We start from the raw sequence: 13251 nt of genomic DNA on the forward strand, positions 1-13251 counted from the left end.
GCCCCTGCATCCGCAGGGGCTTTTTTTTGCGATCCAGTAACACAAACCAGGACTGATTCATGGCGTACAAGCACATCGTAATACCGAAGGACGGCGACAAGATCACGGTGCATCCGGACCAGTCGCTCAGCGTGCCGGAGCGGCCCATCATCCCCTACATCGAGGGTGACGGCATCGGCATCGACATCACGCCGGTCATGCGCGCGGTGGTCGACGGCGTGGTGCAGGCCGCCTACGGCGGCAAGCGTGCCATCGCCTGGATGGAGATCTATGCCGGTGAAAAGGCGAACAGCGTTTACGGCGCCGACACCTGGCTGCCTGCCGAGACTCTCGACGCCATTCGTGAATACAGCGTTGCCATCAAGGGGCCGCTCACGACACCGGTGGGCGGCGGTATCCGCTCGCTCAACGTCACCCTGCGCCAGGAGCTGGACCTGTACGTGTGCCAGCGGCCGGTCCGGTACTTCGACGGTACGCCGAGTCCGCTGCGCGAACCGCAGCACACCAACATGGTCATCTTCCGCGAGAACTCCGAGGATATCTACGCCGGTATCGAGTGGCCCGCGGGCAGTGCCGAGGCCGTCAAGATCATCGACTTCCTGCAGCGCGAGATGGGCGTGACCAAGATCCGTTTCCCCGCCACCTCCGGGATCGGCATCAAGCCGGTGTCCGCGGAAGGCACCAAGCGCCTGGTGCGCAAGGCGCTGCAGTATGCCGTCGACCAGGATCTGCCCTCCGTCACGCTGGTGCACAAGGGCAACATCATGAAATTCACCGAGGGTGCCTTCAAGGCCTGGGGCTACGAGCTGGCGCGGGAGGAATTCGGCGCGGTCGAGCTCGACGGCGGCCCCTGGTGCACCTTCAGCAATCCCAGGACCGGCAGGGAAATCGTGGTCAAGGACGTGATCGCTGACGCCTTCCTGCAGCAGATCCTCCTGCGCCCGAAGGAATACAGCGTGATCGCCACGCTCAACCTGAACGGCGATTACATCTCGGACGCACTGGCCGCGCAGGTCGGCGGCATCGGCATGGCCCCCGGCGCCAACCTCTCCGACACGGTCGCGATGTACGAGGCGACCCATGGTACCGCACCGGGTTATGCCGGCAAGGACCAGGTCAATCCCAGCTCGCTGATCCTGTCGGCGGAGATGATGTTGCGGCACCTCGGCTGGAACGAGGCGGCGGATCTCATCATCAAGGGCCTGTCCGCCACCATCGCCGGCGGCACCGTGACCTATGACCTGCATCGGCTCATGCCGGGCGCGACGCTGGCGAGCTGCTCCGGCTTCGGCCGCGCCATCCTCGCCAACGCCTGAGGCGTTTGCCGCACCGGCGCGGCGGCCGTGCGCAGTCATGCGCGGCCCGCTGCGCCGGCTTCCCGCATGCCACGCAAGCGGGCGTCGCCATTTCAAGTTCGCACCGGTCTTGCCGATTCATGGGACAGGGTCCGGTCGCGCAACTTGTCGTCTGCCGCGCTGTCAAACACCCGTCGGGCTACTCTGTATGTTTATGAAGTGAGTGGTAAAATACCCTCATCGTGAACAGGTGCCCGGAACGGGAGGCAGGAACCGGATTATGAGCGGTGAGCAGGAACGTCGGGACGGTGACGGGCTAGCGCTCCAGGAGGCAAAGCCCGAGCTCAAGGAACCGTCCATGTACAAGGTGTTTCTCCTGAACGATGACTACACGCCCATGGAGTTCGTCGTGACCTTGCTGGAGAAACTGTTCGGGATGGATCGCGAGAAGGCAACGCGCATCATGTTGCTGGTGCACAGTCAGGGCAAGGGGGTTTGCGGCATCTACACCTACGAGATCGCCGAAACCAAGGTGGCGCAGGTCAATGAATATTCCCAGCGCCACCAGCACCCGCTGCTGTGCAGCATGGAAAAGGTCTAGTTGGCGATTTGCTTGCGAGGTGCTGACATGTTGAGCAAGGAACTCGAATTCACCCTGAACCTGGCCTTCAAGGAGGCGCGGGAGAAAAACCACGAGTTCATGACCGTGGAGCACCTGCTTTATGCGCTGCTCGGCAATCCCTCCGCGGTCGAGGTGCTGCGCGCGTGCGGCGGCAACGTCGAGCAGCTCAAGCGGGAAGTCGGCGCCTTCATCGAGGAAACCACCCCGAAACTCAACCCGGGCGACACCCGTGAGACCCAGCCCACGCTGGGATTTCAGCGCGTGCTGCAGCGCGCGGTGTTCCACGTGCAGTCGTCCGACAAGAACGAGGTTACCGGCGCCAACGTGCTGGTGGCCATCTTCAGCGAGCAGGAATCCCAAGCGGTGTATTTCCTGAACAAGCTGGACATCACGCGCCTCGACGTCATCAACTACATCTCGCACGGCATCTCCAAGGTCAACGAAACGCCCGACGAAAGCATCGAAAATCCGGCGGACACCGAGCTGCAGGACAACACCGCGAAGCAGCCGCTGGAAACCTTCGCCACCAATCTCAACGAACTCGCCGCGCAGGGCCGCATCGATCCCCTGATCGGGCGCCGCGCCGAGGTCCAGCGCACCATCCAGATCCTGTGCCGCCGGCGCAAGAACAACCCGCTGTTCGTGGGCGAGGCGGGCGTGGGCAAGACGGCGATCGCCGAAGGGCTGGCGCGCATGATCGTGGAAGGCGATGTACCGGATGTGCTGTTGAACAGCACCATCTATTCGCTCGACCTGGGCTCCTTGGTGGCGGGCACCAAGTACCGCGGCGATTTCGAGAAGCGCTTCAAGGCGGTGCTGTCACAGCTGCGCAAGGAACCGGGCGCCATCCTGTTCATCGACGAGATCCACACCATGATCGGCGCCGGCGCCGCGTCCGGTGGCGTCATGGATGCCTCGAACCTGATGAAGCCGCTGCTGGCCTCCGGCGAGCTCAAGTGCATCGGCTCGACCACCTACACGGAATACCGCGGCATCTTTGAAAAGGACCACGCCCTGTCCCGGCGCTTCCAGAAGGTCGACATCAACGAACCCTCGGTGGAGGAAACCTTCACCATCCTCAAGGGTCTCAAGTCGCGCTTCGAGGAGCATCACAAGGTCAAGTACTCCATCGGCGCCTTGCGCAGCGCGGCCGAGCTGGCCGACCGCTACATCAACGACCGCCACCTGCCCGACAAGGCCGTGGACGTGATCGACGAGGCCGGCGCCAGCCAGCGCCTGCGTCCGCCGTCACGGCGCAAGAAGACCATCGGCGTCGCCGAGATCGAGCATGTCATCGCACTGATGGCGCGCATTCCGGAAAAGTCGGTTTCCGCCTCCGACAAGGAAACGCTGCGCAACCTGGAGCGCGATCTCAAGATGGTCGTTTACGGCCAGGATAAGGCGATCGAGACCCTGGCCACATCGATCAAGATGCAGCGCTCCGGACTGGGCAACGAGACCCGCCCGATCGGATCGTTCCTGTTCGCCGGACCGACCGGTGTCGGCAAGACCGAGGTCACCCGCCAGCTCGCACGCATCATGGGATTGGAGCTGGTCCGGTTCGACATGTCCGAGTACATGGAACGGCATACCGTATCGCGCCTGATCGGCGCACCGCCCGGTTATGTCGGCTACGACCAGGGCGGCCTGCTGACCGAGGCCATATCCAAGAACCCGCATGTGGTGCTGCTGCTGGACGAGATCGAGAAGGCGCATCCGGATGTCTTCAACCTGCTGCTGCAGGTCATGGATCACGGCACGCTGACCGACAACAACGGCCGCAAGGCGGATTTCCGCAATGTCATCCTGGTCATGACCACCAATGCCGGGGCGCACGAGATGAACCGACCCTCCATCGGCTTCACCCAGCAGGACCACAGCTCGGACGCCATGGAGGCGATACGCAAGCTGTTCACCCCGGAGTTCCGCAACCGGCTCGACGCCATCGTGCAGTTCGCGCCGCTCGACCCGACCGTGATCGTACAGGTCGTGGACAAGTTCATCTTCGAGCTGGAGGCGCAGCTGCAGGAACAGCAGGTGACGCTGGACCTCGACGAGGCGGCGCGGCTGTGGCTGGCCGAGCACGGCTACGACCCGAAGATGGGTGCACGGCCGATGGCGCGGCTGATCCAGCAGCACATCAAGAAGCCGCTGGCGGAGGAATTACTGTTCGGCCGGCTCGTGGGCGGCGGTCACCTGCTGATTCACCTGGAAGACGGCGAACTCGCCTTTGATATCGAGGGCAAGGCGCTGCCGGTCACCTGAGGCCGCGGGGGCGGCTAGCGGGCGCGGTAGATGATGCGCCCCTTGGTCAGGTCGTAGGGGGTCAGCTCGACAGTGACCTTGTCGCCGCGCAGGATGCGGATGTAATGTTTGCGCATCTTGCCGGAAATATGCGCCGTCACCACATGGCCGTTCTCCAGTTCGACCCGGAACATGGTGTTCGGAAGGGTCTCGACCACGGTCCCCTCCATCTCGATGTGATCTTCTTTTGCCATGAAATTCCAAGCGCCTGTTGAATTCAGCCGGGCATTATACCGGAATTGGGCGTCCTTCATATCCCGTCTTCTACCGAGATCCGCCAGCGCCCGGGGGCAGGGCCGTCGGCACAGGATTCGGCGAGGATCCGCACGAATTCCCGGCGCGGCATGGTGATTGCGCCCAGGCTGGCCAGGTGCGCGGTGTGCACCTGGCAGTCGATCAGGCGAAAACCGCGCTGCTGCAGCAGTCTCACCAGCTGGACGAACGCCACCTTGGACGCATCCGGTTCGCGGGCGAACATTGATTCACCGAAGAAAATACGACCCAGCGCGACCCCGTAGAGCCCGCCGACCAGGACGTCGTCGCGCCAGCATTCCGCCGAATGCGCGTAACCGGCGGTGTGCAGCGCGATGTAGGCCGCCTGCATCTCGGGGATGATCCAGGTCCCGGCCTGCCCGGGTCGCGGCGCGGCGCAGTGGCGGATGACCGCCGGAAAGTCGCGATCGAAGCTGACGCGGAACCGTTCCCGGCGCAGCGTTCTGGCGAGGCTGTGCGAGACATGCAGGTCCGATGGGTACAGTACCAGGCGCGGGTCCGGCGACCACCACAGGATCGGCTGGCGGGGTCCGTACCAGGGAAAGATGCCCCGGCGGTAGGCCGCGAGCAGCCGCGGCAGGGACAGGTCTCCGCCCAGCGCAAGCAGGCCGTCGGGATCCCGCAGGGCGAGTTCGACGTCCGGGAAGCCGGACGCCGGATCCTTGCTGTCGATCCAGAACGGTGCCGTGTCGTTGCTGCGTATCATTGCTGGCCGCCTGCCTGCCCGTCTCCGCTGCCGCCGTCGCCGTCGCCCGTACGGTAGGGCGAGGTCTCCTGCAGGTCGTCATGATACGCGACCATCAGGGTATGTTCCTGGTTCAGGTAATGCGCGATCGCGGCGCGAAATCGCTCGTCCCGGAGCCAGTGGGCGGACCAGGTATAACTGGGCAGGAAGCCGCGGCTGATCTTGTGCTCGCCCTGGGCGCCCGGTTCGAACAGTTCCAGACCGTGCCGGATGGCGTACTCGATACCCTGGTAGTAGCAGGTCTCGAAATGCAGGCTGTGATAGTCCGCGCGGCAACCCCAGTGACGTCCGTACAGCGCCGTCGGGCTGCGCAGCATGATGGCGCCGGCGACCGGAAGCTGATCGTGCAGCGCTAACACCAGCACCACCTGGTCGCCCATGGTGCGGCCGATCTCCTCGAAGAACGCCAGCGACAGGGTCGGGATGCCGGATTTCTTCTCGAAGGTCGTGCGGTAGAAATCATGCATGACCCGCCACTGCGCGGGCGTTACCTCGCCGCCGTGCAGGATTTCCATGCGGATACCCGCATCCGCCACGTAACGGCGCTCGCGGCGGATCTTCTTGCGCTTGCGTGAGGTCAGGCCTGCCAGAAAATCGTCGAACGACGTGTAGCCTCTGTTATGCCAGTGAAAGTGACAGCTGCTGCGGCGCAGCAGCCCGCGCGCGACCAGCAGGGCGGTATCCGCGGGATCGGTGAACAGCCAGTGCAGCGAGGAGGCCCCGGCCGCCGCGGTCAGTGCCAGCGCGGCATCGACCAGCGCCTGCGCCACCGCGTCGCGGTCGGCATCCGCTGCCACCAGGATGCGGGCGCCGGTAACGGGCGTATAGGGGATGGCGGCCACGAGCTTCGGGTAATAGGGCAGGCCGGCGCGATGATAGGCATCGGCCCAGGCCCAGTCGAAGACGAACTCGCCGTAGGAATTGTCCTTGAGGTACAGCGGCACCGCACCGCACAGCCGGCCGTCCGCGCCGTAGGCGGCGAGATGGCGCGGCAGCCAGCCATAGTGCGCGCCGACGCAATCATGCCGCTCCAGGGCGGCGAGGAATTCGTGCCTGAGAAGGGATGCGCGGTGCCGGCAACGCGGTTCCAGTCAGCGGCCGTTACCGCGTCGATGCACTCCAGTACGGCCGTACGCATCGTTCAGTCCGCGCCCGGGCCGACCGCCTCGGTAGCGCCGGCCGTATCAGCCCCCGGAACGGTGCGCCAGGTTGTCGAGATAGGCCTCGGCATCCAGGGCGGCCATACAGCCGGTGCCGGCCGAGGTGATCGCCTGGCGGTAGACGTGGTCGCTGACGTCGCCCGCGGCGAAAATGCCCTCGACGCTGGTGGCGGTCGCCATGCCTTCCAGGCCGCTGCGCACCTTGATGTAGCCGTTGGCCATGTCCAGCTGGCCATCGAATATCTGCGTGTTGGGCCGGTGGCCGATGGCGATGAACACGCCGGTCAGTTCGATGTCGGACGTGTTGTCGTCCTTGATGTTCCTGACACGCATGCCGGTGACGCCGCTGGCATCGCCCAGCACCTCTTCCAGCACGCTGTCCCACAGGATCGTGACCAGGCCTTCTTCCTGCTTGCGGAACAGCCGGTCCTGCAGGATCTTCTCGGCACGCAGTTCGTCGCGCCGGTGCACCAGGGTGACGTGTGCAGCGATATTCGCAAGATAGAGCGCTTCCTCCACCGCGGTGTTGCCGCCGCCGATCACCGCCACCTGCTGTTGCCGGTAGAAGAAGCCGTCGCAGGTGGCGCAGGCCGAGACGCCCTTGCCCTTGAACGCCTCCTCCGAAGGCAGTCCCAGGTACATCGCCGAGGCGCCGGTCGCGATGATGAGCGCATCGCAGCTATAGGTGCCGGAATCACCCGTGAGCGAGAAGGGGCGGCGACTGAAATCGACACTGTGGATGTGGTCGAACACGATCTCGGTATTGAAGCGTTCCGCGTGCCGGCGCATCTCCTCCATCAGTCCAGGCCCCTGCAGGTCGGGCGCGCCACCCGGCCAGTTCTCCACCTCCGTAGTGGTCATGAGCTGGCCGCCCTGTTCCAGGCCGGTCACCAGCACCGGCGCCAGATTGGCGCGTGCGGCATAGACCGCGGCCGTGTAGCCAGCCGGTCCGGATCCGAGGATGAGAAGGCGGCAGTGCTTGATATCGCTCATGTATAATGCTCCGATTTGAATCCGTGAGACGCCGTTCGTGTAATGTCAGCATGCTGGCGGGAGAGTTTCGACCGGATTGTGGTCGCCGGGTTCCGGCAGCAGCCGGCAACCGGTCCGACCGACGCCTCGCGAATGGTACGTAACTTGACGAACAGGGTAAAGCAAGCGTGAAGATCGGGATTCCACGGGAGATCAAGCCCCTGGAGGGGCGCGTCGCACTCAGCCCGGACGCCTGCGCCGCGCTGGTGCAGGCGGGACATGCGGTGTACGTGGAGCAGGGCGCCGGGCTGTTGTCCGGCTTCAGCGATGCCGGCTACAGCGCGGCAGGCGCGACACTGTGTCCCTCCGCCGCCGCGACCTACGCGGCGGCCCAGCTGCTGGTCAAGGTCAAGGAGCCGATCGCGGGCGACCTCGCGCACCTGCGCAAGGACCACCTGCTGTTCTGTTTTCTGCATCTGGCGCCCGAGCCCGCGCTGACCCGCAGGCTGCTGGAGATCGGGCTGACCGCCATCGCCTTCGAAACCGTGGAAACCGACAGCGGCGAGCTGCCGCTGCTGGCCCCGATGAGCGACATCGCCGGCCGGCTGGCGACGCAGATTGGCACGCACCTGCTGCATCAGCCTCAGGGCGGCAAGGGTCTGCTGCTCGGCGGGCTGCCGGGTGTCGGGCGCGGTCGCGTGGTGGTGCTCGGCGCCGGGCATGCCGGAGGCAATGCGGCGGCCATGGCGGCCGCGATCGGCGCCGAGGTCACGGTATTCGACCTGCGCCGCGACCGGCTGGCCGCCATGCGCGCGCTCGGCAACAATGTCACCAGCCTGTATCCTTACCCCGACAACGTGCGCACGCATGTTGCCGCCGCCGACCTGCTGATCGGCGCGGTTTTGCGCACCGGTGCGCGGGCGCCGCACGTCGTCACGCGCGAACTGGTGGCCAGCATGGAGCCGGGCAGCGTGGTCGTCGACATCTCGGTCGACCAGGGTGGCTGTATCGAGACCACGCGACCGACGACCTATGCGGACCCGACCTACGTCGAGGCAGGCGTCGTGCATTTCTGCGTGACCAACATGCCCGGTGCCGTGCCGCACAGCGCCAGTCATGCGATTTCGGCAGCCCTGCTGCCCTATGTGCTGCAACTCGCGCAGGCGGGCTGGGAGGATGTCGCCGAGCTGCGCCGGGGCATCAACGTGCGCGCAGGCGCGGTGATCCACCCGGCCTTGCAAGTCAATACTTGATTGCGGCACAAAATAGCAAATAGAATCCTGCGATTGGCGAGACAAGCTCCGAAAGAAGATTATTTTGGCCCAGGCACGGCGCAAAACGACTGATGTTCCCCGGATCACCCACCAGGTGACCCGCGGCCTGCGCGAGGGCGCGCTGCTGCTGCTCGGCACGCTCGGCATCTTCCTGCTGGTCTCGCTGGCCAGTTACCACCCGGCAGATCCCGGCTGGTCCAACAGCGGGGCGGTCACCCACATCAGCAATGCCGGTGGCCTGATCGGGGCGTGGCTGGCCGACGTGCTGCTCTACCTGCTCGGATTCCTGGCCTATCTGTTTCCCGTCATGATCGCCTACAGCGGCTGGCTGGTTTACCGCGACCACAGCCCGACCGGCGGCATCGATCTGCACGTGCTCGCGGTGCGCTGGGCGGGTTTCCTGCTGACGGTCGGCGCCGGCTGCGGCCTGGCGGCGCTGGAAGCGGGCAATACCAACAGCGGCCTGCCGGCCGGCGCCGGCGGCGTCCTCGGCAAAGTGATCACCGGCGGCCTGATCGACGTGGTCAGCCCGGTCGGCACCATGTTGTTCCTGCTGGCCCTGTTCCTGACCGGGGTCACCCTGTTCACCGGCATATCGTGGCTGTCGGTCATGGATTTCATCGGCAAGCACACGCTGACCGCGGGCGACTTCCTGTATTACTACGGCGCGATGGTCCCGGAATACCTGGCGGCGCGGCGCGCGCGTAACGAGCGCAAGGAAGTGATAGAGACGGTGCAGCGGAAGCTGGCCGCCCGCAAACCGGTGCGGATCGAACCCGTCATCGAAAAGCCGCCCGTCAGCGATCGCAAGGAGCGCGAGCGCCAGGTCCCGCTGTTCGACCCGCCGGAAGACGGTGAACTGCCGCCGCTGTCGCTGCTGGACGAGCCGCGCGAATCCCAGGCGGGCTACTCGGAAGCTGCGCTGGAGGCGATGTCGCGCCTGGTCGAGATGAAACTGCTCGACTTCAACATCGAGGTGGAGGTCGTCGCCGTCAATCCAGGCCCGGTGATCACGCGCTTCGAGCTGGATCTCGGCCCCGGGGTCAAGGTCAGCCAGATCACCAACCTGGCCAAGGACATCGCGCGCGCGCTGTCCGCGATCAGCGTGCGCGTGGTCGAGGTCATCCCGGGCAAATCGGTGATCGGGCTGGAGATCCCCAACGAAAACCGCGCCATCATCACGCTGGGCGAGATCCTGAACACGCGCGAATACGATGACTCGTCCTCGCCGCTGACCCTGGCGCTGGGCAAGGATATCAGCGGCGTGCCGGTGGTGGTGGACCTGGCGAAGATGCCGCACCTGCTGGTGGCCGGCACCACCGGCTCCGGCAAATCGGTCGGCATCAACGCCATGGTACTGAGTCTGCTGTTCAAGACCCTGCCGAAGGACGTGCGCCTGATCATGATCGATCCGAAGATGCTCGAACTTTCGGTGTACGAGGGCATCCCGCACCTGCTCACCCCGGTGGTCACCGACATGAACGACGCCGCCAATGCGCTGCGCTGGTGCGTCGGCGAGATGGAACGGCGCTACCGCCTGATGGCCGCGCTCGGAGTGCGCAACATCGCGAGCTACAACCGCAAGGTCAGGGAGGCCATCGAGGCGGACGAACCCATCGAGGACCCGCTGTTCAATCCCGAGGAGGCGCTGGAAGGTACCGAGCACCCGACGCTGGAGACGCTGCCCTACATCGTGATCATCATCGACGAGCTCGCCGACATGATGATGGTGGTGGGCAAGAAGGTCGAGGAACTGATCGCGCGTCTGGCGCAGAAGGCGCGTGCGGCCGGGGTGCATCTCATCCTCGCCACCCAGCGGCCCTCGGTCGATGTCATCACCGGCCTGATCAAGGCCAATATCCCGACCCGCATCGCCTTCCAGGTTTCGTCCAAGATCGACTCGCGCACCATCCTCGACCAGATGGGCGCCGAGCAGCTGCTCGGGCACGGCGACATGCTCTATGTCGCGCCCGGTACCAGCGTCCCGGTCCGGGTGCACGGCGCCTTCGTGTCCGACCAGGAGGTGCACAAGGTCACCGCGCACCTCAAGGGTCGCTCCGAGCCGGAGTACCTGATCGATATTCTGGAGATGCCCAGCGAGCCGGTCCCCGGGCTGTCACCGGCCAACGGCGGCGGTACCGGCGACGACACCGAATCCGACCCGCTCTACGACCAGGCCGTGATGATCGTGACCCAGACCCGCAAGGCCTCGATCTCCGGTGTCCAGCGCCGGCTCAAGATCGGCTACAACCGCGCCGCGCGCATGATTGAACATATGGAGGAAACCGGTGTCGTAGGCCCCATGGAAACCAACGGCAGCCGCCAGGTGCTGGCGCCGCCGCCGCCCGACTGAGGGACTCATGCCCATCCGTCTGATCAAGGTCCTGTGCACGGCCCTGCTGTGCCTGGCCACGCCGGTGCTGGCGGGAACAACACCGGCGTACGTGGAGCGTTTCTTCAGCGATCTGGTCACCCTGCAGGCCGATTTCGACCAACTGGTGGTCGACAGCAGCGCCCGGACCGTCCAGTCGTCACGCGGCCAGCTTTGGATCATGCGTCCGGGGCGCTTCCGCTGGGATTATCTCGCCCCGTACAAGCAGCAACTCGTTGCCGATGGCGAGCGGGTCTGGTCGTATGACGAGGACCTGGAACAGGTCACTGTGCAGCCTGCGAACGAGGTGCTGACCGCGACCCCCGCGATGCTGCTCAGCGGCAGCCGGCCACTGGCCGAGGCATTCACCATCGAGGAAGTGGCGAACGGGCAGGTGCGGCTCACCCCGCGCACGGACGACAGCAACATCACCACGCTCACGCTCGCCTTTGCCGACGGCGTGCTGTCCCGCATCGAGGCGCACGACAGCTTTGGCAACACCACGACCTTCAGCTTCAGCAACGTGGTCCGCAACCCGCCGCTCGGAAAGGAACTCTTCCACTTCGAGCCGCCGCCCGGGGCGGATGTGGTGGGAGCAACCGACTGACGCCACGCGCGTATGCCGGATCACGCCGTTGCACCCTACCGGCCCCTGGCCGACCGCATGCGACCGCGCAACCTGGCCGCTTTCACCGGCCAGCCGCATATCCTCGGTCCGGGCAAGCCGCTGCAGCGCGCCATCGAGGAGGGCAATCTGCACTCCATGGTGCTGTGGGGCCCGCCGGGCACCGGCAAGACCACCCTGGCACGGTTGCTGGCCGAGCAGTCCAACGCACAATTCCTCACCCTGTCGGCGGTGCTCGCGGGGGTGAAGGAAATACGGGCCGCCGTCGCCACGGCGCAGGAACTGCGCGAGCGGGATGGGCGGCCGACCATCCTGTTCGTGGACGAGGCGCACCGCTTCAACAAGTCCCAGCAGGACGCCTTCCTGCCTTACGTGGAGGATGGCACGGTCATCTTCATCGGGGCGACCACCGAGAACCCGTCGTTTGAACTGAACCGCGCGCTGCTCTCGCGGGTGCGTACCTACGTGCTCAGACGACTCGAACCCGCTGCCCTGCGCGCCATCATCGACACGGCGCTCGCCGATCCCGTGCATGGACTGGGCACGCGCCGGCTGTCGATTCCGGGTGACTGGCTCGACCGCTTGGCCGTGGCCGCCGACGGCGACGCGCGGCGTGCACTGAACCTGCTGGAGATCGCCGCGGATCTGGCCGCGACGGAAGACGGCGTGGCGGTCATACCCGAGGGTGTGTTTGCCGAGGTCATCAGCGGCGGTACCCGGCGCTTCGACAAGGGCGGGGACGACTTCTACGACCAGATCTCCGCGCTGCACAAGTCGGTACGCGGCTCCAGCCCCGACGCGGCGCTGTACTGGCTGGTGCGCATGCTGGACGGTGGCTGCGACCCGCTCTATCTCGCCAGGCGCATCGTGCGCATGGCATCCGAGGATATCGGCAACGCGGATCCGCGTGCGCTCACGCTGTGCCTGAATGCCTGGGACGTGCAGGAGCGCCTGGGCAGCCCCGAAGGCGAACTGGCGCTGGCCCAGGCGGTGCTGTACCTGGCCTGCGCACCCAAGAGCAATGCCGTGTACACGGCCTACAATACGGCACGCGGCGACATCGGCAGGACCGGCTCGCTGGAGGTGCCGGTGCACCTGCGCAACGCACCGACCCGGCTCATGAAGGAACTCGGCTATGGCCGGGAATACCGTTACGCGCATGACGAACCGGAGGCCTACGCGGCCGGTGAATGCTACTTCCCGGAAGGCATGGGGACGCCGAACTACTACCGACCCGTGCCGCGCGGCCTGGAGATCAAGCTCGCCGAGAAGCTCGCCCACCTGCGCGAGTTGGACCGCCGGCAGGCGAAGAAATGACGGCCCGCGCCAAGGCGCAAATACGCCAAGGCTAGCGCCCCAGCGGATACAGCGCACCCAGGTAACAGAGAGGATCCGCTGATTGATACGTCAGTGCGAGGAACGACGTTCCGCAGCAAGCGCCAGTCAGTCGATGCCATAGTGGGGATTGCACCGCTGCAATCGCAGAGACGGGTTAATCAGATGTTCCACAATCATTTGCGCCTGAATTCAGTTGCGTGTTCGATCCCGCCAGCATTGATCAGCCGCTGTGATCGCTGTGGTAAATCGTTTATTCCGGCCTGGGTCCTGAA

General features: G+C 65.3%; 11 protein-coding genes. 7 read left to right on the forward strand and 4 right to left on the reverse strand.

Annotated elements, in window-relative coordinates; translation table 11 throughout:
• Positions 1-59: 59 nt before the first annotated feature.
• The 3 genes from icd to clpA all read left to right on the forward strand — a co-directional run bounded on the left by icd (position 60) and on the right by clpA (position 4182).
• Positions 60-1316, forward strand: a complete 1257-nt coding sequence (gene icd / locus R3F42_01145; protein ID MEZ5540629.1) for an NADP-dependent isocitrate dehydrogenase — start codon at positions 60-62, stop codon at positions 1314-1316.
• 259 nt (positions 1317-1575) lie between these two features.
• The gene (gene clpS / locus R3F42_01150; protein MEZ5540630.1) at positions 1576-1896 is read left to right on the forward strand and encodes an ATP-dependent Clp protease adapter ClpS; all 321 of its coding nucleotides are present in this window, start codon (positions 1576-1578) and stop codon (positions 1894-1896) included.
• A gap of 27 nt (positions 1897-1923) precedes the next feature.
• On the forward strand, positions 1924-4182 hold the full coding sequence (gene clpA / locus R3F42_01155; GenBank protein MEZ5540631.1) for an ATP-dependent Clp protease ATP-binding subunit ClpA: 2259 nt from the start codon (positions 1924-1926) through the stop codon (positions 4180-4182).
• 14 nt (positions 4183-4196) lie between these two features.
• Here clpA and infA read toward each other — a convergent pair whose 3' ends face one another.
• The 4 genes from infA to trxB all read right to left on the reverse strand — a co-directional run bounded on the left by infA (position 4197) and on the right by trxB (position 7392).
• Entirely contained in the window at positions 4197-4415 is a 219-nt protein-coding gene (gene infA / locus R3F42_01160) for a translation initiation factor IF-1 (protein ID MEZ5540632.1), read from the reverse strand.
• A gap of 56 nt (positions 4416-4471) precedes the next feature.
• Entirely contained in the window at positions 4472-5200 is a 729-nt protein-coding gene (gene aat / locus R3F42_01165; GenBank protein ID MEZ5540633.1) for a leucyl/phenylalanyl-tRNA--protein transferase, read from the reverse strand.
• Positions 5197-6330 (reverse strand): GNAT family N-acetyltransferase, encoded by a 1134-nt coding sequence (locus tag R3F42_01170; GenBank protein ID MEZ5540634.1) that lies wholly within the window; start codon positions 6328-6330, stop codon positions 5197-5199. Before R3F42_01170 ends, aat begins: the two co-directional genes overlap by 4 nt.
• A 93-nt stretch (positions 6331-6423) precedes the next feature.
• Entirely contained in the window at positions 6424-7392 is a 969-nt protein-coding gene (gene trxB, locus R3F42_01175; protein MEZ5540635.1) for a thioredoxin-disulfide reductase, read from the reverse strand.
• 167 nt (positions 7393-7559) lie between these two features.
• Between trxB and ald the strand changes: the two genes are divergently transcribed.
• From ald to R3F42_01195, 4 genes are all read left to right on the forward strand, one after another.
• Positions 7560-8624: an alanine dehydrogenase gene (ald, locus tag R3F42_01180; protein MEZ5540636.1), complete on the forward strand. Its 1065-nt coding sequence runs from the start codon at positions 7560-7562 to the stop codon at positions 8622-8624.
• A 115-nt stretch (positions 8625-8739) separates the two neighbouring features.
• Positions 8740-10998, forward strand: a complete 2259-nt coding sequence (locus tag R3F42_01185; GenBank protein ID MEZ5540637.1) for a DNA translocase FtsK 4TM domain-containing protein — start codon at positions 8740-8742, stop codon at positions 10996-10998.
• Positions 10999-11005: 7 nt separating this feature from the next.
• The gene (gene lolA, locus R3F42_01190; protein ID MEZ5540638.1) at positions 11006-11623 is read left to right on the forward strand and encodes an outer membrane lipoprotein chaperone LolA; all 618 of its coding nucleotides are present in this window, start codon (positions 11006-11008) and stop codon (positions 11621-11623) included.
• 12 nt (positions 11624-11635) lie between these two features.
• A complete protein-coding gene (locus tag R3F42_01195) occupies positions 11636-12958 on the forward strand; it encodes a replication-associated recombination protein A (protein ID MEZ5540639.1) in 1323 nt (440 codons plus the stop codon).
• Positions 12959-13251 lie beyond the last annotated feature (293 nt).

This window comes from Pseudomonadota bacterium (assembly GCA_041395565.1).
Classification (GTDB): Bacteria; Pseudomonadota; Gammaproteobacteria; order UBA9214; family UBA9214; genus UBA9214.

What these genes read in the sequence shown, in the direction of transcription:
- clpA (MEZ5540631.1), top strand. Translation starts at nt 1,924, where the DNA reads ATGTTGAGCAAGGAACTCGAATTCACCCTGAACCTGGCCTTCAAGGAG.
- lolA (MEZ5540638.1), top strand. Translation starts at nt 11,006, where the DNA reads ATGCCCATCCGTCTGATCAAGGTCCTGTGCACGGCCCTGCTGTGCCTG.
- trxB (MEZ5540635.1), bottom strand. Translation starts at nt 7,392, where the DNA reads ATGAGCGATATCAAGCACTGCCGCCTTCTCATCCTCGGATCCGGACCG.
- infA (MEZ5540632.1), bottom strand. Translation starts at nt 4,415, where the DNA reads ATGGCAAAAGAAGATCACATCGAGATGGAGGGGACCGTGGTCGAGACC.
- R3F42_01195 (MEZ5540639.1), top strand. Translation starts at nt 11,636, where the DNA reads ATGCCGGATCACGCCGTTGCACCCTACCGGCCCCTGGCCGACCGCATG.
- clpS (MEZ5540630.1), top strand. Translation starts at nt 1,576, where the DNA reads ATGAGCGGTGAGCAGGAACGTCGGGACGGTGACGGGCTAGCGCTCCAG.
- icd (MEZ5540629.1), top strand. Translation starts at nt 60, where the DNA reads ATGGCGTACAAGCACATCGTAATACCGAAGGACGGCGACAAGATCACG.
- aat (MEZ5540633.1), bottom strand. Translation starts at nt 5,200, where the DNA reads ATGATACGCAGCAACGACACGGCACCGTTCTGGATCGACAGCAAGGAT.